Genomic DNA, 24002 nt, shown 5'->3' on the forward strand with positions numbered 1-24002 from the left:
ATGAAAATTGGAAAATCTCTGTATTTATTTATTTTTAGTTTAGTATTATTATTAGCATTAACATCGTGTATCACAAGACAACCTGTCCCATTAACTGTAACAATAACAAAAGCAGTAACAGGTATTAATGGAGTAGTGCCAGTAAAAACATCCGTTGATATTCAATGGGCTGTGGGGGGAGTTGATAGTTTTAATTCGAAAATTGTTGTAAAAAAAGATGGAACAACTGTATTTGAAAAAAGTGGAGCAAATTTAACTTCAGTTACTATTCCTGAAGACAAGTTTACTCAACTTGGAGAATATTCATATTTTGTAGAAGTAAAGTCTGGAGAACAAATAGCAAAAACAAACAACTTAACTTTTAATGTTGTTCCAAGCATAAAAGAAATAAAACTATTATCTGAGAATAATACTTCTATAATGACTGGCACCTCTAAAATCATTAATTGGGAAGTATTTTCATATGTAGATGATAGAAATTATGAATACAAAATTATGTTAAAAAAGCCTAATGAAAGTGACTTCACTTTAGCAGGAACTACAACAAATAAAGTTTTTGAATTAGATAACTTAAATGACGTCGGAAATTATTCCGTTAAAGTTATTGCTGTTGAATTAGGTAATATTGAAATAGAAAGTCCTGTAATCGTATTCCAAGTAGCAAATGAAACTTATGAAGGAGAAAATCATTTCCCTGAAATCTGGAATCCTCTTCCAGAAAATGGTAAAAACAATGTTTCTTGGGATTTTTCAAGTTTTAACTACGGTGCAATAGTTACTTTATCTTGGAGCGCAACTGATGTTGATAATGATTATTTAACCTTTGATGTATATGTTGATAATACTATGACTGCAACAACTGATAAAATGAAGTTATCTCTATCGGGATTTTCTCCAGAAGAAACTCATTCTTGGTACGTTGTAGCAAAAGATGATAAAGGTTTTGAAACAAAAAGTGATACATGGTCATTTACCTTGAAATCAAACACAGACCCTATTTTTGAAACACCTATTGCTTCTGAAGTAGTTAAAGATTCTGTAGTTAGATTTACATGGACTGCTTCCGATATTGATAATGATGAATTATTATATGACATATATTCAGGAACACAAGAAGCTTCCACGTTATTAGAAAAAGATAGAGTTGGAAACTTCTTTAATACAGAAAATAAAAATGGTGATTATATAGTTGTTGTTAAAGATCCATTTGGTGGAACTGCCGAAAAAGAATTTTCATACACACCTACAACAGAAAGTTTAACAGGTAATGCCACTGTTGTAGTATACGTAACAGATGCAAAATCTGGACCTATTGTTCCTGAAGCTAATATTACAATAAATAATTCTACAGCATTAACTGATGATACAGGAATGGCTACATTTACCTTTAATATTAGTGAAGATTCAACATTATTAACAATTGAAGCTACAAAAACAAATCATGCTTTAACAAAAGTTGATGGACTAATGTTAAAAGCTGGAGAGACAAAAAAAGTTTATTTGACTTTAAGAAAAGCTGAATTAAACCCTGATCCGGATACACAAGAATTACCAGAAGTTGAATTTCATGTATATGATTATTCTAAATATATTAGTGGAGAATTAGACGAAATTAGTTTGGATTCATCTATCGTTTCTGGACCTATTGTGGTCACTATAGCAGCAAAACCAAAATCCAATGATCATATAAATATAATATATGCATCATTAGGAAAAACTCCAGGTTCAAGTTTTATGACAGGAGATAGAGGATATACTTCTGGTGCATCCGAAGTCGCTTTTGCATTTAATACTTTCGATTATAATGGATTAACAGATTTACATATTACAGTGTATGATTATAATGATAATCAAATAGAATTAGTTAAATACCTAAATATATTAAATAATAATGATGTTAAATCACATAAATTCATACCTCAAGATTGGGCAAGCTATGGTATAGGAACAAATTTAGATGCATATACAAGAAGAATGGAAATAGGCTTTTATAGCCAAAAAAATAATATTGAAAAATCTAATATTAAATTAAATACATTAATCAAAAACAATGTAGATAAAAAAATTAAAGCTTTTGAAAATAAATTCGGTAAATCACTAAATTATACTATTGAAAGTGCTCCTAATAATACAAATCTTTGGGTTGAAGTCTGGTGGATCCCTGCAGATGTATTTGACCCAGATCAAGAATATTATCAATGGCCAAACGGTTATAATATTTATAGATCATTTGATGGATCAAACTGGGAAAAAATTGGATATGTTTCACAATATGCCAAAACTAACAAAGTCTTTAGAGATTATTCCCCAGAATTAGAACCTGGAAAAGAAGTTCATTATGCTGTAAGCTCTGTATATGATGATGGGGAAACTGAAATGCATTATTTAGGTTCTGTTACACCACTTGGGATGTTTGATGTTCAATTGACTTCTCCATCTATGTTAGCAACAAATGTTGCAAGAGCACCTATTTTTGAAATAACTCCTATCACAAATGATCATTCCTTAGATAATGCTACTTTTGAATACGCATTATGGATATATGATTTAGTCCAATCTGATCAACACCTATTACCTGGTTATATTGGTGAAGATGGAAAGGTATATCAACAAATGTATGATGTTGTTGGTCCATATCCTGTTAATATTAATTACTTAGATCAACAATGGTTCTTATTAAATGCTAACGGATTATTTATGTATAATGATTATTTACAACCTAATAAAACATACTCATGGGCTGTAGACTTGGCATATGCTATGACATATGATGGTATTTCAAGTGCAATTTCGGTATCTATAGATCAAGGTTATGGTGTTGATCCATTTGGTGGTGTTGATGCTGATGCATTTAATACATTTACAACAGGTTCTAATTAAGGAGGGGTGAATATGAAAAATTTAAAATATATTTTAATTGCTTTTCTATCTGTTTTATTTCTTTTTGCTAGCTGTCAGTCTTCTTTACTAAATAGTAACTCTAACAATTTATCAAATAATAATATATCTTTTGGAGAATTTAACAATGAACAAATCATTGAAGGAAGACTTCTTGTTGGTTATGAAAATAAAGAAGCTGTTAATAAAATAAAGGAATTATTAAAAGGAGAAATTTATGTTGAAATACCAGAAATTAAAGTTGTTGGAATTAAATTCAACGGAACAGTTAAAGAAGCTTATTCGAAATTAAAGTCTTTAAAATTAGAAGGAATTAAATACGTCGAACCAAGTTTCAAAAGAGATTTAATAGATCCTACTCCTGGAATTATCGATGATACTATAACAAAAAATATCGATGGTGTTTCAGAAGATAGTTTATGGGGTTTAAATAAAATTGGTGCTAAAGATGCTTGGCAAGTAGCTACAGGAACACATGTCGTTGTTGCAGTTGTAGATACACCTATAGATGCTCAGCATCCAGATTTACAAGGACAATTCGTTACTGGGTTTGATCCTGTAACTGGAAATTTAATAATGCCAGACGAAGATTATGAGAACGATAAATATTTAGGTGATGAGCACGGAACACATGTTGCTGGAACCATTGCTGCTAAAAAAGATGGAAAGGGTGTTGTTGGTTTAGCATATGGCGCAAAAATAATGTCTATTCCTATTTTCCAACCTGGTTATGTTGGTGATGCTTATGTAGCAAGAGGAATTATATGGGCTGTAAACCATGGAGCACAAGTATTATCAAATAGTTGGGGTGGTGGTGGATACTCTAAAACATTAAAAGCTGCTATAGATTATGCATTATTTAATAATGCTGTGTTTGTTGCTGCTGCTGGAAATTCTCATACTGATCAACACTGGCATTATCCATCATCATATCCTGGAGTAATAGCCGTTGCTGCATCTAATGCAAGAGATGAAGTTACAGATTTTTCTAATCATAGTGACACAATATCTGTAGCTGCACCAGGTGAAAAAATATTATCCACAGTTCCAAGAAGTACTCCTGCTGTATATGGAGAACCATATGATTACTGGAATGGAACATCTATGGCAACACCTCATGTTTCAGCTTTAGCTGCATTATTAAAACAATTACATCCAAACGCAACACCATATCAAATAAGAAAAATGATAGAAAATACTGCAGTAGATATTGATGAACAAGGCTGGGATCATGCATCAGGGTTTGGAAGAATTGATGCTGCAGCTGCTGTTAATACAACATTACCAACATATATTGGATCTACAAGAGATTTTTATGTATATAGCAATGATGGTATGCCATTATCAAATGTATTTTTATCTTTGATTAGAAAAAGCGGAGATGGTGGCAATTATTATGTTACTACAGACGATGGTTGGGCAGGATTGTATAATGTTGATCCTGGAAACTATACTTTAATTTTAAGTGGACCTGATTATTTACAATTAGATTCACCTATTTTCAGACCAGAGGAAGCTACTACTTTAATTAAAGATATTACTTTTACAAATGATAGTACAGAAATTAATCTATTTTTAGATTCGTCATTCAAGTTAGATTTAACCTTTGATTCAACATTTACAGGTGGTGCCACATTAATGGTTGAAGATATTAATTATTTATATTCACCATTTTATGTAGTAAATACATACTCAATAGATGAAGAAGCAACTAATGTATCCTTTGATCTTTCAGATTTAAGTGGACAATTTAGATTATTTGTATATAGAGATGTAACAAAAAATGCTAGCGAAGTATCTTTTGAAGGTACTGCTACAATTAATGGACATCCTGTTCCTGTATCTGGCTTAATTCCATATGGAAAATCAAAAGGTTTTGTTGAAGATAATAGATTTGTTGGACAGGTTGATCCTGGTTTAATTCCTTGGACACTTTTCTAAAACAATAAAAGCGGTCCCTTTTCGGGACCGTTTAATTTATCATTATCAAAATTTTATTAAATATCACCATTCCAAGTAATGCAAAAGGATATGTCGCTCCATAACCTATTGCAACCTCTTCTGAATTATTTGCATCTATTGCTGCACCTAATCCTGGGGTACTGGTCATTCCACCACAAACAGAACCTGATAATATTATCCAATTTATCTTTAAAACATATTTACCAAATATAAATCCTAATATTATTGCTATTAAGGCTATTATAAAAGAATAAAAGATTAAATTGAGTGTTTGTGCATTTAAATTATTTAATGTATTATATCCGGATTTTAATCCTACTGAAGAAAGAAACATCAATAATCCAAATTCCTGAAATGTTTTTAATATTTTTTTATTCATTCTAAAATCGAATATCCATACTTTTCCAAGTCTTCCTAAAAATAAAGAGGATAACAATACACCACCTGTAATTCCTAATTTAAAAGATATATAATTAAGGTCAAATGTGTAATTTCCTATTAATATTCCAATTATTATTACTAAAGAATAAGCTAAAAAATCAAATTTTTCTTCTTTGTCTTTTTCAAAATGTATTTCTTCCATTAACGCTTTTTTTTCATTTTCTATATTTATTTTAAATATATATGGAAATATATACATAGAAAGAATCACTGCTAAAACTCCTGGAATATATCCAAAAGTATATCCAGATATTATTTCTTTTTCATAATTTGATGCTGTTTCTAATGCCGTTGCTAATCCAGGAGAACTGGTTAAAGCACCAGAATATATACCAACAAATTCATATTTATTACCAAATCCGGAAAATATATACGTTGTTATAAACCCGGTAAAGGTAATAAAAAATGCCATAATTAAAAATCTTACTCCATATTTTCTTATAATTTTGTCTAAATCTTTTGATGCTATTAATCCTATTGATGATATAAATAATATCAGTGAAAATAAAAAAAATTGTTGAAATTCACCATTGAGTTTATTTATTACTTCTACATTATTTGAATGAAGGCTGGTTGAATACCAGCCTATTATTAAACCACTAAATAATGCTCCAGAACTACCTAATTTGAAGTTTTTAATTTTTATTTTACCCAACAAAATTCCAAAAAATATTGATAAAAACAATAATAAATATGGATTTTTCATATTTGCCTCCTATGCCAAATTTGGAATTTGCCTTATTACATTAACTCCAAGATCTTTCAACTTCATCTCTTTATATTCTATACTACCTTCTAATCCCTCTATAATAGCGCCAGCATGTCCCATTCTCTTACCTTTTGGTGCTGTTCTTCCTGCAAAAAATACTTTTATATCTCCATTATATCCTTTTTTTAATGCATATTCAATACCTTTAATTTCTTCATTACCACCCACTTCACCTATAACTACTACCTTTTTTATATCTTCTTCTATTATATAATCAAATGCTTCTGCAATTGATGTTCCAATAATAGGATCACCACCAAGACCTATACCCACTTTTATTCCTGTTGAATATTTCGATAAATAATTTGATATTTCATACATCAATGTTCCACTTCTAGAAATAACAGCAATATCTCCAGGCTTAAACGCATTTTCTGGCATTATTCCAATTTTTGATACACCTGGTAATATTACTCCCGGACAATTGGGTCCTATTATCGTTACACCATTATCTTTAGATATTTTATATATATCTAACATATCCTGTTGGGGTATATGTTCTGTTATTATTATTATTTTTTTTACTCCTGCATTAATTGCTTCAAATACAGCTTCTTTAGCAAATGGTGCTGGAACAAAAACTATTGAAGTATCTACATTATATTTTTCTATTGCATCATTCATATTATTTAAAACTTCTATTCCATTTATATTTTTTATGTTTTTATTTTTCGAAACACCGCACAAAATTTTAGTCCCATATTTTAGCATTTTTTCTGTATGTAATTTACCGTATTTCCCTGTAATTCCTTGAACACATACTCTTTCATTGCCATTAATCATTGATTCTCACCATCCTTACAGCATCTGAAATCATTGAATACATATCATCATAATATCCTATATTACTTTCTTTTAATATTTTTTTAGCTTCCTCTTCATTTGTTCCTGTTAATCTAACATATAATTGCATTTCTGGATTTTCACCTATAAATTCCACAAGTCCTTGGGCTATTTCATCACACTTTGTTATTCCACCAAAGATATTTAATATTATACGATTTATGCCATATTGTTTTAAAAGATTTAATGCTTCTATTGTTGTATTTTTCTCAGCACCACCACCAAGATCTAAAAAATCTGCTGGTTCACCACCTTCTAATTTTACTGCATCCATTGTAGCCATAACAATTCCTGCACCACATCCTATTATTCCAATATCACCATCTAATTTAACAAAATGAAATGGATATTTTTCTTCAACAAACTCTTTTGCCCATTCTTGTCTAAATATCGCATTATCGTCAAGATGCATTACACTATCAAGTGCATATATTTCTCCATTAATACCTTCAACTAAAGGATTTATTTCTAATAATGTTAAATCCTTTTCTCTAAATAATTTTCTTAAATTTGGTATAATTTTTTGTATCTTTTCTGGCAAAATCTTTTCGTAATTTTCAAAATTAGTTTTTATTATACTGTTTTTATTTTCTTCTATATCGATACCACCATTTTGTGAGTATAGTATAATAATATCTTTTTCTTCCCTATCCAAAACAAGTGATATATAATGTTCTTTTTCAAATGGTATCATCTCTTCTACAAGAACACCATATGGATTTTCACCTTTTATCTCTTTAAATAATAAATCTTGTGCTTTTACAATAAACTCTTCTCTTGTATGAGCAAATAATACACCACCCGCTTTCATACGACTACCAACCAGCACCTGTGATTTTAATACCGCAGGAAGAAATTTAAATTCTATTTCTTTTTCTTCCTTTATCAAATATGCTGCTGGCACTTTAATACCATACTCTTTTAAAAACTTTTTCCCTAAAAATTCATGAATCTTCATACCATACACCTCCAATATATATAAAAATTTCTCCCATTTCGCCCGCGCGAATGGGAATACCTTAGGACTAAAGGCAGGTCTCCCGGCTTCTGGATCTATCTACTTCCAACGCCTTCCCAGTTTCCCAGTGGCATTTTGTTGGTTTCGTCCCCAGTTACGGTGGCGGGGCCGCGATGGATTTTCACCATCTTCCCTTTTAATTACTTACCTTCAATCCTGGAGGTATTAATTATTCAATTAAATCTTCCTAATATGTTTACTGGTATATCAATATTTAAGTTTTTTAAATTTTCTTCTTTTAAAGTTATTATTGCACATGTTGCTGGTCCAGCACTTTTATATATATCAATATTATCATTAAGTAATTTAAATTCTAAATTCCACAGCTTAGAAATTTCATTAATTTCATGAAAAATGCCTTTTGAACCTATGGGTATTATTTCATGTATAAAATCGTTATCTCTTAAGCGCTTTAATATATCTAATGTGAGAATGGATTTGCTTTTTAACACTTCTTCACCAACTTTAGGTAATCCAACCAATACTGCAACATCTTCTTTTTCTGTTTTAAAGTTTATATTTTTTTCTTTAATACCTATAACTGTAACACCTATTCCAGTTTGTATTGTTGGAAAATTCTCTTCTGTACTTCCTGTAATTACATTTTCCGTATCTATATCTATTAATTCCGCTGCTTTTTTTATTCCTTTTATTATTTCTTTTCCTGTATTATTCATTTCAACTGATAATGTGTTTACAATAGTAATAGATGTTGCACCATATGCTATATTTTCACATAATGCAACATGTGCTCCAAAATATCCAACAATATATGGCGAAATTTTTAATACATCCATATCTTTATTTCCAATTGCACCAGAAGAATCACAAGATATTACTAATTCTTTATCCTCTATATCAACAATTGTTAAATCCCTTATTTTTTTTATAATTATATTCCCACCTCCATATAATCGCCTAAACTTATGTGCTTTCCTGTTATATAATTAATTACACCACCATGTGTAACTATAATATATTTTTTTGTCTTATCTAAATCATTTAAAAATTCATCTATTCTTTTAAAGAAAGAAGAATAACACTCGCCATTTGGAAAACAATATTTCTTATAATTTCCCATCCACAATATATATTCTTTATAATATTTTTCTTTAATCTCTTCTATTGTTTTGCCATCAAAAATACCAAAATTTATTTCTTTTATTCTTTCGTCAATAACAATTTTTGTATTTATAACCTTTGATATTTCTAATGCTGTATAATATGCTCTATATAATGGACTGGATATAACATAATCTGCATACATATATTTAAAAGTTTTTTTTAATTCATTAATTTGATTAAGTCCATTTTGTGTAATATCATAATTACTCCAACCACTAAATATTCTTTTTATATTTGCTTCTGTTTCAACATGTCTTACTATTATTAAATTCATAACATACCCCTCAAAATATATATTGTTATTAAAAATATTGTTTGTGATAATTCAATTATTAATCCTATTGTATCTCCTGTCATACCACCTATTTTCTCACTTATTTTTTTAGTTAAAAATATAACGAATATATACGTTATTATTATTGGCAATAATATAAATATATTAAATAACACTAATATAGGTAATACTATTAAGAAGGATATAAAAAATTTTCTTATATTTGAATGAGTTATAAATACATATCCCATGCCATTATTTCTTGCATATGTAGATACTGATGCAGATAATAATGCTGAACTTCTTCCTATTACTGGCATAATTAAAATATATACGTAGTTTATATAATAACTAAAAATTAAATTTGTTAATATTAAAACAATTAATCCTACTACACCAAAGGTGCCTATTCGGCTATCTTTCATTATTCTTAATATTTCTTCTTTATTTCTATTACTAAATATTCCATCAAATGAATCAGCTACACCATCTAAATGAAGCCCACCTGTAATCCAAATGTATAATATCCAACTAAATAAAACATATATAGTTTTTTCAACAGGAATATACGAAAATATATACATTAAAAAACCTATAATTAATCCAATTAAAGGTAAAAAATACATACCTTTAGAAAAATCTTTTTCATTGTACTCAGTATATATTGGTATTCTGGTAAAAAAATTAAACATTAATATTATGCCTTTCATATTATCATCCCTTCAATTTTAAGGGTATTCCTGCTATGGTTATATACACCTCATCAGCCTCTTTAGCTAAATATTGATTTATTCTTCCGGCAATATCTCTAAAAATATTACCAAGTTTATATGATGGTACTATTCCCATACCAACTTCATTTGTAACTATAATCAAATTTTTATTGTATTTTTTCATTATTTCTATAATTTTCTTTACTTCAAAAAATATTTTTTTCTCTATATTTTCTATTGTTTCATAATCTGCATTTTCTATATTTTCTTCTAATAATAGATTGGATACCATTAGTGTCATACATTCAAATAAAATTGAATCGCTGTTTAAAAAATCTATATTAGATTCTAATTTCTCAAATGATTTATACATTTCTATAGTCTTCCATTCTTTAGGTCTAGAATCTCTGTGCTTTTTTATTCTATATTTCATACCATCATCAAATGGTATTGCTGTTGCTATATATACTATTTTATTTCCTATTTTACTTATATATTCCTGTGCAAATGTGCTTTTCCCACTTCTCGCTCCTCCTGTGACTAAAACTATCATAAATCTCCTCCTTTAAATTAATTTTCATCCCATTTCGCCCGCGCGAATGGGATTAACATAGGATTAAGGTAGGTCTCCCGACTTCTGGATCTTTCTACTCCCAACGCCTTCCCAGTTTCCCAGTGGCATTTTGTTGGTTTCGTCCCCAGTTACGGTGGCGGGGCCGTGATGGACTTTCACCATCTTCCCTTACACCTTAATCCTGAAAATATCAACTTTTAAGATAAATCATTTAATTAATATTTCAACATTCTTTTTATCAAAAGCAATAGCAACTTTTATTATTTTTTCTATTCCATAACTCTTTATTTCTTCTTCATACCCTTTTTCTTCTATTTGTTTTATTCCTTTTTCTGCACTGTTTTTTAAATCCCCTTCTTTTATGTAATGTTTTTTGAATTCAAATATTATTCCCGGTTCTTTTTTTTCTTTGGGTATTAATATTACATCTGCTCTTCCATATCCTGCTTCTCTATTGCTTTTTACTATGTATTTTTTGCTTAGTCCCACTACCATTCCCAGTATTAATCCATGATAAAACCTTTCTGGTTCTTCTCCACTTACATCAAAATAACTTATTGTTCTTTCTACTATCTTTTTAAATGCTATTTTAAATTCTTCATAGTTTTCATGTATTAATTCCATTAATATGCTTTCATAATGTATTTTACTTTCTTTTATTATATCTACCACTGTTTTTTTGAAGAATTATAATGTTTCTTTGTTTGTTATTTTAAGACTATATCTCGGTTCTCCTTCTTCTCCTGTATGTTTTGTCCAGGTTAAGTATCCTGTGAATAGAAATAATGTCCATATGCTTTCTTCTGTACTTTTATCTAAATCTCCATATACTAAATTTTCATCTATACTACTTTCTATTTCTTTTCCTTCTATTAATTCTTCTATTTTTGTTTTTACTTCTGCTGTACTTTGTCTTATTAGTTGTTTTATTAATGCATTTCCACTGCTGTTTATCCAATAGTATTTTATTTCTTTTTCATCTGCTAAATTTATTATTGAATATGGGTTGTATATTTCTAATCCTCCAAAATTATATCCATTATACCATTCTATTACTTTTTCTTTTTCATATTCTAATCCATAATATCTTAATGTTTCTTCTACTTCTTTCCATGTTAATCCAAATTTGTCATTGAATAATTCACTCAATACTGTTGATACTTTTAAATTATTTACTCCTGTGAATATACTTTCTTTTGCTACTCTTGTTATTCCTGTTAATACTCCTTTTTCTAAATACTCATTGTCTTTTAATGCGTTTCCTAATATATTTCCCATGAAATTTATGAACTCATCATAATATCCATTTAAATATGATTGTTGTATTGGTGTGTCGTATTCGTCTATTAATAATATTACTTTTTGTTTGTAATATCGGTAAAGATATTCTGATAGATTTTTTAGACTGTTTTCATATAATGTATCTTCTTTTGCTATTCTTTCTTCTATTGTTTCTCCTTTTATTTCTTCTATTTCTAATATTTGCTTGAAATTTATTTTTTCTATTTCGCTAAGTACATCGCTATCTAATAAATAATTGTGTTCATCATATATTTTTTTTATACTATTTTTTATGTTTACTTTCATTGATAATAGTTTATTTTGTTTAGCATCTTTAAACGTCAAATATATAACTGGATATTTATTTAAATACTTTTCTATTATCTCTTTTTCATTCCAGATTTTTAGTCCTTCAAATAAATACTTATTATCTTGATCATTTCTAAAAAAATATTTCATCATACTCATATTTAATGTTTTTCCAAATCTTCTTGGTCTGGTTATTAATATTACATCTCCGCTTTCTATTATTTCTTTTATTAGCATACTTTTATCTATATAATACATATTATCTTCTATTATACTTTTAAAATCACTTCGGCCTATGGGTAATCGTTTCATAGATTCCACCTCCAACTAAATTATATCATACTTTTTTCTTATAATTCTGTCATACTTTTTAAAGAAAAGTTTGATATAATAAGAAAAAAAGAGAATTTGGAGGTGCAACTATGTATAATCCCGAATTGATTAGAAATATAAGTATTATTGCACATATAGATCATGGAAAAACAACACTTGTTGATAGAATATTGGAATTAACTAAAAGTATCGAAAAAAGAAAAATGCATGATCAATATCTTGACATGATGGATATTGAGCAAGAAAGAGGCATCACTATAAAGTCCCAACCTGTAAAAATACTATATGATGCAAAAGATGGAAATACATATGAAATAAATATTATAGACACTCCTGGACATGTTGATTTTACATATGAAGTTTCAAGAAGTTTAGCTGCATGTGAAGGTGCAGTATTACTTGTTGATGCTTCACAAGGTGTTGAAGCACAAACTGTAGCTAATACATATTTAGCAATAGAAAATGATTTAGAAATTATACCTGCTGTAAATAAAATTGATTTACCTAATGCAAATGTTGAAGAAACTTTAGCTGAAATTGAAGATTTGGTTGGAATACCGTCTGATGATGCTTTAAGAATTTCTGGTAAAACCGGTGAAGGTGTTGAAGATTTATTAGAAGAGATCATAGAAAGAATTCCTGCCCCAACTTCAAAAGGCACAAATGAAGATAAACTTAAAGCTTTAATTTTTGATGCTAAATATGATAAATATAGAGGAGTAATTATATATACAAGATTATTTGGTGGAACTGTCAAACCTGGAGATAAAATAATGACCATGTCTAATAAAGAAACATATGAAGTTGTAGAAGTTGGTATATTCCATCCAGAAATGCAAAAAACTGAATCATTATCTGCTGGTGAAGTAGGATATATTATTGCTGGCATTAAAGATGTTGAATTGGCTCGTGTTGGTGACACTGTAACTAGCGCAATTGATCCTGTTGATGAACCATTGCCTGGATATAAAGAAGTTAAACCTATGGTGTATGCTGGAATTTATCCTGGTGTTCCAGATTATTATGAAGAGTTGAGAAAAGCACTTGAAAAACTAAAGCTTAACGATGCCGCTTTAACATTTACACCAGAACATTCCCCCGCATTAGGATTTGGTTTTAGATGTGGTTTTCTTGGATTATTACATATGGATGTTGTTAGAGAAAGAATTGAAAGAGAATTTGAACTTGCTATTATTTTAACTGCACCTAATGTTGTATACAAAGTAAAATTAAAAAATGGAGAAGAAATGGAAATTCATGACCCTACTCAATTTCCCGATCAAGATTTATTAGAAGAAGTACATGAACCATATGTTAAATTAGATATAATCACTCCTACAGAATATATGGGTGGCTTAATGGGTGTAGTACAAAATGAAAAGCGAGGAGAGTTTATTTCTGTTTCTAATGCTGGTAAAGATAGAGTTGTAATGCATTTTGAAGTTCCGCTTGGTGAAATAATATTTGACTTTTTTGATAGAATGAAAGCAATAAGTAGAGGTTATGCTTCTATGGATTATGAGCTAATAGGTTATAGAAAATCTGATTTGCTAAAAGTTACAGTATTAGTTAACAGAGAACCTGTTGAAGCACTTTCTTTTATTGTTCATAGGAGTAAATTGTATGAAGTATCCAAAAAGATGGTAGAAAAATTAAAAGATTTAATACCAAAACATCAATTTGAAATACCTATTCAAGCAAAGGGTGATGGCAGAATTATCGCAAGATCCACTATAAAAGCGTATAGGAAAGATGTTCTTGCTAAATGTTATGGTGGAGATATTACCAGAAAAATGAAATTACTTGAAAAACAAAAAGAAGGTAAAAAAAGAATGAGGCAAATTGGTAAAGTTACTATTCCGCAAAATGCCTTTTTAGCTATTTTGAAAATTAATGAAGATGAAAAATAATATGGAGGAACAATATGCCTATCGACGGATTACTTTTAAATAAATTAATAAGAGAAGCAAAAAAATTTGAAGGTAAAAAAATAAGAAATATATATCAACCTGTACATGATGAAATTTTACTTCAACTCCAAAATGGATTTTTACTTTTTGTATTAAAAAATCCCTCTTATCTAATATCTTTAGATACAAAACCCAATATGCCTGATTCACCTCAAAATTTTTCTATGTTTCTCAGAAAAAGAATTAAAAATGCAAAGATCAATAAAATTGAACAATTAGGTCTTGATAGATTAGGGTATATAGATTTATCTGTAATTGATGAAACTTTTGAATTAAGGAATTACAAATTATATTTTGAATTAATGGGAAGAAATTCTAATATTTTATTAATAGATGAAAACAATAGAATACTTGATGCATTGAAAAAAGGAATAACACCACAAAGAAGTATTATGCCTGGCGCTGAATATTTTCCTTTTTATAATACTGACTACATTAATATTTTAGAACACGACAATCTTGATTTTGATTTAAACCAACAATTAATGGGTTTTTCTAAAATTAGTAAAAAACTTTTTTTAGAATATATTGAGAAATTTGATTTTATCACTTTTGTTGCTGAATTTACTGATAATTCAAATGTGTATACATTCGAATGTGAAGGGAAAAAAGAAATAATTGCTTTTAAACCAATAAATTATGATTATGAAGAATTTAAATCACCTTCTGAAGGGTTATTAAATCTTTTTCAATTGAGAAGTATTAATTCAAGATTTACAGAATTAAAAAGAAAACTCGAAAAAGTTGTTATTAAAGAAATTGAAAAATACGAAAAACTATATAAAAAACTAAAATCAGAAGAAAAAGATATTAAGAAAATTCCAGAATTAGAAAAACAGGGACGTTTATTGCAGGCTTATCTTTACCAGTTTAAAGAAAAAACTGATTCTATAACCGTTGACGATTGGGAAACGGGAGAAAAAGTAAGAATAAAATTAAATCCATTAAAAACACCAAATGAAAATTTACAAAGCATATTTAAAAAAGTACATAAACTTAAATCAAAAGAACAACACTTAAAAAAGAGACTAAAAACAACCCAAGATATGATTAACTATTTATATCAACTTTGGCAAAGTATTGATTTAGCTGAGGATATTGAGACATTGCAAGAAATAAAAGATGAAATGATTAATGAAAGATTAACTACAGAAAAATCGTCAAAAAAGAAAATGAAGAGAAAAGAGTCTAAACCATATGAGTTTAATTATAATGGATTTAAAATCTTAGTAGGAAAAAACAATATACAAAATGATAAGATTACAAGAGAAGCTGACAGAGAGGATATTTGGATGCATGCTCAAGGTATTCCTGGTGCTCATGTTATTATTAAAACAAATAAACAAGAGGTTCCTGAAAATGTTCTGATATTTGCCGCATCCTTAGCTGCAAAATACTCTAAAGGAAGATTTTCTTCAAAAGTTTCTGTTGATTATACACAAAAGAAACACGTATGGAAACCAAAAGGTGCAAAACCTGGTATGGTGCTTTATAATAATTTTAAAACTTTATATGTTGAACCAAAACAATAGCCCTCTTTTGAGGGCTATTGTTCAGACTGTTGACAAAATAAAATATGAAAAAATAATATGAGAGAATCCTTGGAAATTCCCGAAAAAATGTGAATGGAGCCTGACAATTTTGCATGGATGCAAAATTGAGCGAAACCGAACATGGATGTGAGTTTGAGCGACAGGCAAGAATGAGCATTTTTGAGGAATAAGAATTTTCACCGGATGAACGAATATTATTTTGAATATTTTATTTTGTACTTTGTCTACAAACTGAACAATAGCCCTCTTTGAAATACTACCTATACATTTGATAATAATATATATAAGGATAAATCCCATCGCTAATACAATAATTATTTTTTCAATAATTAAATACATAATTAATATATCAAATGATCAATATTTAAAAGTACTCGGTAAAAAGAAACTCTTTGTTTTAAGGATTTTGTTACTGTTAAATCGAAAAATTAAATAGTTCAATAAGTGTGGTGATTTGATGAAAAGGATTTTTGTTATTATTTTTTCAATCTTCTTTTATATAAATTTATTTTCAAATATAACTATTCCAGCTACTTTAATCTCATATGATAAAATTTTCTCTTTAAAAGATATATTTCCCGATATAAAAAGTGATAGGACTTTAGCATTTTTTACAGGCAACTATTTAACATATGACTCATCTACTTTAAAAAATATAATATTATCCACAACAAACTTTAGCGATATTACCTTTGAATCAACAATAATTACAATTAGTTATAATCCATCTAATGTAACTTTAACTAAAAACTCATCAGAATCTAATACGGAGTTTTATTTAAAAAAATATTTTGAAAATACATTATTAGAAAACACACCAAAAGCTACAATAAACGAATTTGAAATTAGTAAATACATGAAAGATACAAAAATATCCACTATTTTAAATTTAGATTATAGACGTTCAATGAATAACGTATATGGAAATTTTTTAGTTCTTGATGATTTAAATATGAAAAAATATATTTCTTTCAAAGCAAATATATCTAATTTTGATTATGTTTATTTCTCTAAAGAAAATATAAACTTTAAAACTCCATTAAACATTAATTTAGTTGAAAAAAAATTAATCGATATTTATTCTTTAAATATGATACCTTTAAAAGTTTCAGAAAAAAATCTTTCTAAATTTATGGCTAATAGAACAATAAGAAAAGGGGAAATTATATACGAAAATGCTGTAAAAAAAATACCTGATGTAAAAGCGGGGCAGATTATTCCTGTTGAAGTTTATTATGATGGTGTAAAAATTTTATCCTGGGTAAAGGTTTTAAATGACGCAATTATTGGAGATATTATTATGGCAAGAAATGAAAAAACCGGCGTTTTAATAAATGGAAAATTATTTCCTGGACCAAAAATGATAATAAATATAGGAGGTAATTTGTAATGAAAAGGATTTCTGTTTTTTTTATAGTTTTATTATTATTATCTATAGGATATGGTGATTCATTATGGAAAAAAGCTAATACTAAAAATTTATTTTCTAATCCTGAAAAAAATTATTCTGTTGGAGACATTATAACAGTTGCAGTCTCAGAAAATCCTTCTTTAAGTTTGTCTGATAATAACCCAGATCCTTTTTCCGGAGTTATGGGAACTGTTGGAGCTATTTTTAATACTGTTGGAAATATTGATCTTATGAAATTTTTTCCATTAGGTGCAAATAAACCAGAAAATGTTAAAGTATCGAACAAAAAATCTTCCTCTCAAAGCAAAGCTACTGTAAATCTTTACGTATCTGCTAAAGTAATATCAGTTTCAAAGAACGGAATTGTAAAAATTCATGGAGAAAAGGAATTTAAGGTGGATTCACAGAAAAAAATAATGATAATAGAGGGTTATGCAGACCCTTCAAATATTAAAGATGGCGTAATAGATTCAAAAAATTTAGCAGAAGCTAAAATTTGGTATCAAGGAGATACTGATTTACAAAAAGACCCAAATAATAAAACATGGCTTGCATGGTTATTATCTGGAATTTCTAATATATTTTTCTAAGGAGTGGTTAATGTGAAAAAGGGGTTTTTATTTCTTTTATTGATTGTTTTTACTATATCCGTTTTTTCCGCTGTTAGACTTAAAGATATTGCATATTTCAGAGGTGCAAGAGATAATCAGTTATTTGGAATAGGTGTTGTTACCGGTCTAAATGGTACAGGCGACTCTGGAAAAGTAACTTCTGAACTTTTAACAAATATGATGAAAAATCTCAATATAAACTTGCAAAATTCTTTTTCAACAAAAAATTCTGCTGTAGTTTTTGTATTTGCTGATATTCCAGCATTTTATAAAGAAGGAATGAAATTAGATGTTGTTGTAACTGCTGCTGGAGATTCAAAGAGTTTAGAAGGTGGTTTTTTAATTCAAACTCCATTATATGGGGCTGATGGACAGGTGTATGCTGTAGCTCAAGGAAGTGTATTGACTGGTGGAGCTGAAGTTAGTACAACTGCTAATTTGCAAAAAAGGAATAAAGTTTCTGGAGTTATTCCTCAAGGAGCTATAGTAGAAAACGAAATCCCTACTTCTATCGTTTCAAATAATACGGTTACTGTATTGCTTAGAAATCCTGATATTACCACTGCTGCTAGGACCGCATTATCTATAAATGCCCAGTTTGGTCAAAAATTAGCTAAAGCTGTAGACCCTTCAGCAGTAAAAATAAAAATACCTGATGTATTCTCAGATGATTTAATTTCATTCCTTGCACTTATAGAAGAGGTTGAAATTGATCCAGACTCAAAAGCAAAAATAGTTATAAACGAAAAGACTGGAACTATTGTTTTTGGTGGAAAAGTTAAAGTTGCTGATTTCACTATTAATTATGGAAATTTTGTTATTTCAGTTGATAACGGAAAAGTTGGTGACAATGAAGCTACAATTTATAATTTAGTTAATGCATTAAAAGCTGCCGGTGCAACACCACAAGATGTTATAGCTATCATACAAAACTTATCTGCTGCAGGATATTTATATGCTGATTTGGTGGTGATGTAAATGGTTTCTTCTGTTTCATTTTATGGCACACCTAAAAGTTATAATAGTGCAAAAAAAGAAGAAGTTGCCGCTGAATTAGTTGGTTCAGTTTTTTCAAAAGTATTTAAAGATATGTATAATTCAGATATTTTTAAAAGTGACTTATTACCAAAATCAAAAACAGAAAAATGGTTTAAAGAAATGCTTATTGATCAATATTCTATAACCATAGCTAAAAATAATATGAAACCACTTATAAATGAAATTTTGAAAGCTTATAATCAAAAATGAGGCAAGTATAGCCTCATTTTTTGTTGACTTTCTTATAGAAAGGCGGTATAATTAATTCGAACGTTCGTTTGAAAATTTTAGGAGTTTATATAAATATGATATAATTAATAAGAAAATAATTTTTACGGAGGTGGCATATGAAAAAGATATTATTATTTCTCTTAATTTCCATTTTTGCACTTAGTATATTTGCAGATATTTATGAAGTAATTCCTCAAAATTCTAAAGCTGTTATTGTAATGAATAACGCAAAAACTGTATATAACGATTTAAAAACTGTTCCTGTTTTTGGAAAAATTTTAGATGATCCTACTTATGCTGAAAGTCTTATTTCTGGAATGATTGATGCATATATTCAGTCATTAGAAATGAATAGCGATGAGGTATATTCTGCACTCGAAAAAAATGTTGGTTTATTTATTATTGAACCTACAGACAATAAATATGATTTTGGTATTGTATTAGGACCTGTTGACGATGGAAATAAATATGTAGACATATTTAGCAAAGTTATTAATGCTTTAATGCCAGAGGATGCAGGAATAACTTTTGATTATATTGTAAAGAAAAGTGATTTGCAGGATTATTTGATAATAACCACAAATAAAAAAGATTATGAAAATTCTCAATTAAAATTTGTACCTCAAAAAAGATTTAATGATACTGGAATATATGAAGAAGTGAATACAAGTTCTTTAAAAGGATATGGTTTTTCAAATGTAAAAGATGGATATTTATATAGCACTTTTAATTTATTTACAGATAACAAAATAACTCCAAGCCAGGTAAATGTTGATAATTCAGATTTTTATGGATTACTTTTTTCTAGAACAAATTATTTACCTAAAGATTTATCTATTAATCTTAGTTCCTTCGGAATTACTTTACCAGAGGATTTAATAAATAATATTTTAAACGAGTCAAATTGGGCAGAAGAAACTTCTTTAATAAACTTAAAAATGGATGACGAAACCGGAAATATGTCTGCTGATATGGCATTAAAAATAATGATAAATACAAAAAGCTCTTTTGAAGAAATAGAAAAACTTATTCCATCAGATGCTTCAATCGAAAAATTAGGTTCGAATTATATAAAAGTTACACACACTGTAGAAAATAACACTGTTTCATTTTATTTATGGAAAGATTCTGATATATTGTATATTTCAAATGTTGATAAAAATAAAATAAATGAATATAATAAAAAAGCTATTAAGCTATCTCAAAATAAATTGTATACAGAGTTGAAATCAAAAGTACCCGAATCAAATATTGGTTTAATATTCTTTGATTTAAAACCTTTAATAAACTTTTTAAAAGATTATTTAGGTGTTGAAGGATTAGATGGAGAATTTGGAGGATTAGCTACTTCTGTGTATTCTAAATCTCCAGAAGGTAAAAATATGATAGAATTCCATTTTGTAATGAAATAATATAACTTGAAATAAAGGTGCTTGGTGGTATTCCAAGCACCTTTATTTATTTATATAAAAAAAAGCAGCCAAAGGCTGCTTTTTAATTATAATTATATATATAAATTTTAATGTATAATTATTAATCCTATACTGCTCGTAGAGTTGTAACAGTATAGAAAAATAAAAAGAGGGGCGCTACCTACTCTCGCATGGATTGCCCATACTACCATCGGCCCAGATATGCTTAACGGTCGGGTTCGGCATGGATCCGCGTGTTTCCATATCTGGTATCTGCACCCCTCAATACTCATTCACATGTGCATAGTTACTTAATAAGGTCAAGGCCTCGGGCTATTAGTACCGGTCGGCTCAATACATCACTGTACTTACACCTCCGGCCTATCTACGTCCTCGTCTCGAACTGCCCTTACCTCCGAAGAGTGGGAAACCTCATCTCGGGGCCCGTTTCCCGCTTAGATGCTTTCAGCGGTTATCGGTCAGGTACATAGCTACTCAGCTCCTGCTCCTGGCGGAACAGCTGATTCACTAGCGGTACCCTCACACCGGTCCTCTCGTACTAGGTGTGACCCCCCTCAAGTTTCCTACGCCCGCAGCAGATAGGGACCGAACTGTCTCACGACGTTCTGAACCCAACTCACGTACCGCTTTAATGGGCGAACAGCCCAACCCTTGGGACCTACTTCAGCCCCAGGATGCGATGAGTCGACATCGAGGTGCCAATCCGCGCCGTCGATATGAACTCTTGAGCGCGATAAGCCTGTTATCCCCGGGGTAACTTTTATCCGTTGATCGACGGCCCTTCCACTCGGATCCGCCGGGTCACTAAGACCGTGTTTCCACCCTGCTCGACCTGTCAGTCTCGCAGTCAGGCAGGCTTTTGCCTTTACACTCTCCTGTGGATTTCCAACCCACATGAGCCTACCTTCGCGCACCTCCGTTACTCTTTAGGAGGCGACCGCCCCAGTCAAACTGCCCACCTAACACTGTCCCATCACTGCTCTTCACAGTCAATGGTTAGTAACCCATCATGCTGAGGGTGGTATCCCACCAGCGGCTCCACCTACCCTTGCGAGCAGGTTTCTCTGCCTCCCACCTATCCTGTACACAACATGACAAGTTACAATGTCAGGCTACAGTAAAACTCCACGGGGTCTTTCCGTCTAACTGCGGGTACTGGGCATCTTCACCCAGTCTGTAATTTCACCAGGCCCTCCGCTGAGACAGTGTCCAAATCGTTACGCCATTCATGCAGGTCGGAACTTACCCGACAAGGAATTTCGCTACCTTAGGACCGTTATAGTTACGGCCGCCGTTTACCGGGGCTTCGGTTCGTACCTCTCAGCACTCCCCTTAACCTTCCGGCACTGGGCAGGCGTCAGACCCTATACGTCCTCTTTTCGAGTTCGCAGAGTCCTGTGTTTTTGGTAAACAGTCGCCTGGACCTTGTCACTGCGACTCCCCAATGCAGTATAAACCACATCAAGGAGCACCCCTTCTCCCGAAGTTACGGGGCTATTTTGCCGAGTTCCTTAGCGGAGGTTAGCCTGCTCCCCTTAGCCTTCTCAGCTCGCCCACCTGTGTCGGTTTTCGGAACGGGCATACATCAACCAGTAAGCGAGGTTTTTCTTGGCAGCCTGGCTACCACCTCGTTGGACCTACGTCCTCCCCATCACGCTTCAGCCTCCACCGGCGGATTTACCTACCAGCTTCTCAGACCTTTGCGCTTAGATGAGCCTGCCACTTGCTCACGAGGCTTTACCTTCTGCGTCACCCCTCTTACTATCGGTCATGTATGGCACAGGATTCTTTACCTGTTTTCCATCGGTTACTCCTTTCGGATTCACCTTAGGTCCCGGCTTACCCTGGGCGGACGACCCTTCCCCAGGTACCCTTGGGCTTTCGGGGGGAAGGATTCTCACCTTCCTCTCGTTACTCATGCCCACATCCGCTCTTGTGCTTCGTCCAACATACCTCACGATATGCCTTCTCCCTACTGCACAATGCTCCCCTACCAATCCGCAGATTCCGCAGCTTCGGAGTATAGCTTCAGCCTCCTTACATTTTCGGCGCAGTCCGCCTCAACCGGTGAGCTGTTACGCACTCTTTTAATGATGGCTGCTTCTAAGCCAACATCCCGGCTGTCTCTGGCAGTCCACTACCTTTCACACTTAGCTATCTCTTCGAGCCCTTAGCTGGCGGTCTGGGCTGTTTCCCTCTCGACCATGGAGCTTTTCCCCCACAGTCTGTCTCCCAACCACTAAGTAACGGTATTCGGAGTTTGACAAGTTTCGGAGGTTACCCCCCTACGCCTATCAGTGCTCTACCCCCGTTACTCTTGGTTGAGGCCGTGCCTACACACGTTTCGGGGAGATCCAGCTATCACCAGGTTCGGTTGGCTTTTCACCCCTATCCACAGGTCATCCGAATGCGTTTCACTGCATACCGGTTCGGGCCTCCATTGCGTTTCACCGCAACTTCACCCTGCCCATGGATAGCTCACCTGGCTTCGGGTCTGCATACATTGACTCTACGCCCTTTTCAGGCTCGCTTTCACTTCGGATCCACCTCTCCCGGCTTATCCTCGCCAATGCATGCAATTCGTGGGCACATTAATCAAAAGGCACGCGGTCACTCCTCTCAGAGCTCCCACTTCTTGTAGGCTTACGGTTTCAGGTTCTCTTTCACTCCCCTCCCGGGGTCCTTTTCACCTTTCCCTCACGGTACTTTTCCGCTATCGGTCGACGGGTAGTATTTAGCCTTGGATGGTGGTCCACCCTGATTCACGCAGGATTCCTCGTGTCCCACGCTACTTGGGAGAGTAATCCAGGAGCTTCTATGTATTTCGCCTACGGGACTTTCACCCTCTTCGGTGTACCTTCCCAGATACTTCGGCTATACATATTTCACTCCCGAGCCTCATGCAGTTGGCTCCGATTACTTCCCTCTACCCCAGTTAGGCAACGGCTGCACCCTTTTACACCTAACTGGTTTGGGCTCCTCCCCTTTCGCTCGCCACTACTCAGGGAATCTCTCTTGATTTCTTTTCCTCCGGGTACTAAGATGTTTCCCTTCCCCGGGTTCGCCTCCCTTTCGGGATCTTCGGGTTGCCCCATTCGGATATCCACGGATCTACGCTCGCTTGCAGCTCCCCGTGGCTTTTCGCAGCTTGCCACGTCCTTCTTCGCCTCCCGTCGCCTAGGCATCCTCCGTAAGCCCTTTTTACCTTGACCTTA

Annotated in this window: 18 protein-coding genes, 2 rRNA genes and 2 riboswitches; of the genes, 9 read left to right on the forward strand and 11 right to left on the reverse strand. The window is 31.7% G+C overall.

Annotation, left to right across the window (positions count from 1 at the left end):
- Together JRV97_RS04240 and JRV97_RS04245 are read left to right on the forward strand one after the other, a co-directional pair.
- Positions 1–2880 carry a hypothetical protein gene (locus JRV97_RS04240; RefSeq protein WP_281000506.1) on the forward strand — a complete coding sequence of 960 codons (2880 nt, stop codon included), beginning with the start codon at positions 1–3 and terminating at the stop codon, positions 2878–2880.
- 12 nt (positions 2881–2892) lie between these two features.
- Positions 2893–4839 carry a S8 family peptidase gene (locus tag JRV97_RS04245; RefSeq protein ID WP_281000509.1) on the forward strand — a complete coding sequence of 649 codons (1947 nt, stop codon included), beginning with the start codon at positions 2893–2895 and terminating at the stop codon, positions 4837–4839.
- 31 nt (positions 4840–4870) lie between these two features.
- On the opposite strand, the gene JRV97_RS04250 is transcribed toward JRV97_RS04245, so the two are convergent.
- The 9 genes from JRV97_RS04250 to JRV97_RS04290 form a co-directional block, all read right to left on the reverse strand.
- Positions 4871–6007 carry an aspartate-alanine antiporter-like transporter gene (locus tag JRV97_RS04250; protein WP_281000511.1) on the reverse strand — a complete coding sequence of 379 codons (1137 nt, stop codon included), beginning with the start codon at positions 6005–6007 and terminating at the stop codon, positions 4871–4873.
- A gap of 9 nt (positions 6008–6016) precedes the next feature.
- A complete protein-coding gene (locus JRV97_RS04255) occupies positions 6017–6853 on the reverse strand; it encodes a succinate--CoA ligase subunit alpha (protein WP_281000513.1) in 837 nt (278 codons plus the stop codon).
- Positions 6846–7871: an ATP-grasp domain-containing protein gene (locus JRV97_RS04260; protein WP_281000515.1), complete on the reverse strand. Its 1026-nt coding sequence runs from the start codon at positions 7869–7871 to the stop codon at positions 6846–6848. Before JRV97_RS04260 ends, JRV97_RS04255 begins: the two co-directional genes overlap by 8 nt.
- A gap of 55 nt (positions 7872–7926) precedes the next feature.
- Positions 7927–8098: riboswitch (cobalamin riboswitch) on the reverse strand.
- Positions 8099–8104: 6 nt separating this feature from the next.
- A complete protein-coding gene (locus JRV97_RS04265) occupies positions 8105–8827 on the reverse strand; it encodes an AIR synthase related protein (protein ID WP_407081571.1) in 723 nt (240 codons plus the stop codon).
- Positions 8824–9330: a histidine phosphatase family protein gene (locus JRV97_RS04270; protein WP_281000519.1), complete on the reverse strand. Its 507-nt coding sequence runs from the start codon at positions 9328–9330 to the stop codon at positions 8824–8826. The genes JRV97_RS04265 and JRV97_RS04270 overlap by 4 nt, the downstream gene beginning before the upstream one ends.
- The gene (cobS, locus tag JRV97_RS04275; protein WP_281000521.1) at positions 9327–10040 is read right to left on the reverse strand and encodes an adenosylcobinamide-GDP ribazoletransferase; all 714 of its coding nucleotides are present in this window, start codon (positions 10038–10040) and stop codon (positions 9327–9329) included. The genes JRV97_RS04270 and cobS overlap by 4 nt, the downstream gene beginning before the upstream one ends.
- Positions 10041–10044: 4 nt before the next feature.
- On the reverse strand, positions 10045–10596 hold the full coding sequence (cobU, locus tag JRV97_RS04280) for a bifunctional adenosylcobinamide kinase/adenosylcobinamide-phosphate guanylyltransferase (protein WP_281000523.1): 552 nt from the start codon (positions 10594–10596) through the stop codon (positions 10045–10047).
- 50 nt (positions 10597–10646) lie between these two features.
- Positions 10647–10810, reverse strand: a riboswitch (cobalamin riboswitch).
- Positions 10811–10824: 14 nt separating this feature from the next.
- Positions 10825–11241 carry a PD-(D/E)XK nuclease domain-containing protein gene (locus JRV97_RS04285; protein ID WP_281000524.1) on the reverse strand — a complete coding sequence of 139 codons (417 nt, stop codon included), beginning with the start codon at positions 11239–11241 and terminating at the stop codon, positions 10825–10827.
- Between the two features lie 63 nt (positions 11242–11304).
- Complete coding sequence (locus JRV97_RS04290; protein WP_281000526.1) at positions 11305–12519, reverse strand: AAA family ATPase; 1215 nt, start codon at positions 12517–12519, stop codon at positions 11305–11307.
- Between the two features lie 110 nt (positions 12520–12629).
- Between JRV97_RS04290 and lepA the strand changes: the two genes are divergently transcribed.
- From lepA to JRV97_RS04325, 7 genes are all read left to right on the forward strand, one after another.
- On the forward strand, positions 12630–14450 hold the full coding sequence (lepA, locus tag JRV97_RS04295; protein ID WP_281000528.1) for a translation elongation factor 4: 1821 nt from the start codon (positions 12630–12632) through the stop codon (positions 14448–14450).
- Positions 14451–14464: 14 nt separating this feature from the next.
- On the forward strand, positions 14465–16042 hold the full coding sequence (locus JRV97_RS04300; protein ID WP_281000530.1) for an Rqc2 family fibronectin-binding protein: 1578 nt from the start codon (positions 14465–14467) through the stop codon (positions 16040–16042).
- A gap of 478 nt (positions 16043–16520) precedes the next feature.
- Positions 16521–17453, forward strand: a complete 933-nt coding sequence (locus JRV97_RS04305) for a flagella basal body P-ring formation protein FlgA (protein ID WP_281000532.1) — start codon at positions 16521–16523, stop codon at positions 17451–17453.
- Complete coding sequence (locus JRV97_RS04310) at positions 17453–18064, forward strand: flagellar basal body L-ring protein FlgH (RefSeq protein WP_281000534.1); 612 nt, start codon at positions 17453–17455, stop codon at positions 18062–18064. Before JRV97_RS04305 ends, JRV97_RS04310 begins: the two co-directional genes overlap by 1 nt.
- 12 nt (positions 18065–18076) lie before the next feature.
- Positions 18077–19063, forward strand: coding sequence for a flagellar basal body P-ring protein FlgI (locus JRV97_RS04315; RefSeq protein ID WP_281000536.1), 987 nt, complete (start codon positions 18077–18079; stop codon positions 19061–19063).
- A complete protein-coding gene (locus JRV97_RS04320) occupies positions 19064–19333 on the forward strand; it encodes a rod-binding protein (protein WP_281000538.1) in 270 nt (89 codons plus the stop codon).
- Between the two features lie 137 nt (positions 19334–19470).
- On the forward strand, positions 19471–20766 hold the full coding sequence (locus tag JRV97_RS04325) for a hypothetical protein (RefSeq protein WP_281000540.1): 1296 nt from the start codon (positions 19471–19473) through the stop codon (positions 20764–20766).
- 169 nt (positions 20767–20935) lie between these two features.
- Here JRV97_RS04325 and rrf read toward each other — a convergent pair.
- Positions 20936–21049 (reverse strand): 5S ribosomal RNA (rrf, locus tag JRV97_RS04330).
- Positions 21050–21082: 33 nt separating this feature from the next.
- A 23S ribosomal RNA gene (locus JRV97_RS04335) occupies positions 21083–23999 on the reverse strand.
- Positions 24000–24002: the final 3 nt, after the last annotated feature.

The sequence above is a fragment of the Marinitoga aeolica genome, from assembly GCF_029910535.1.
GTDB classification, from domain to species: Bacteria; Thermotogota; Thermotogae; order Petrotogales; family Petrotogaceae; genus Marinitoga; species Marinitoga aeolica.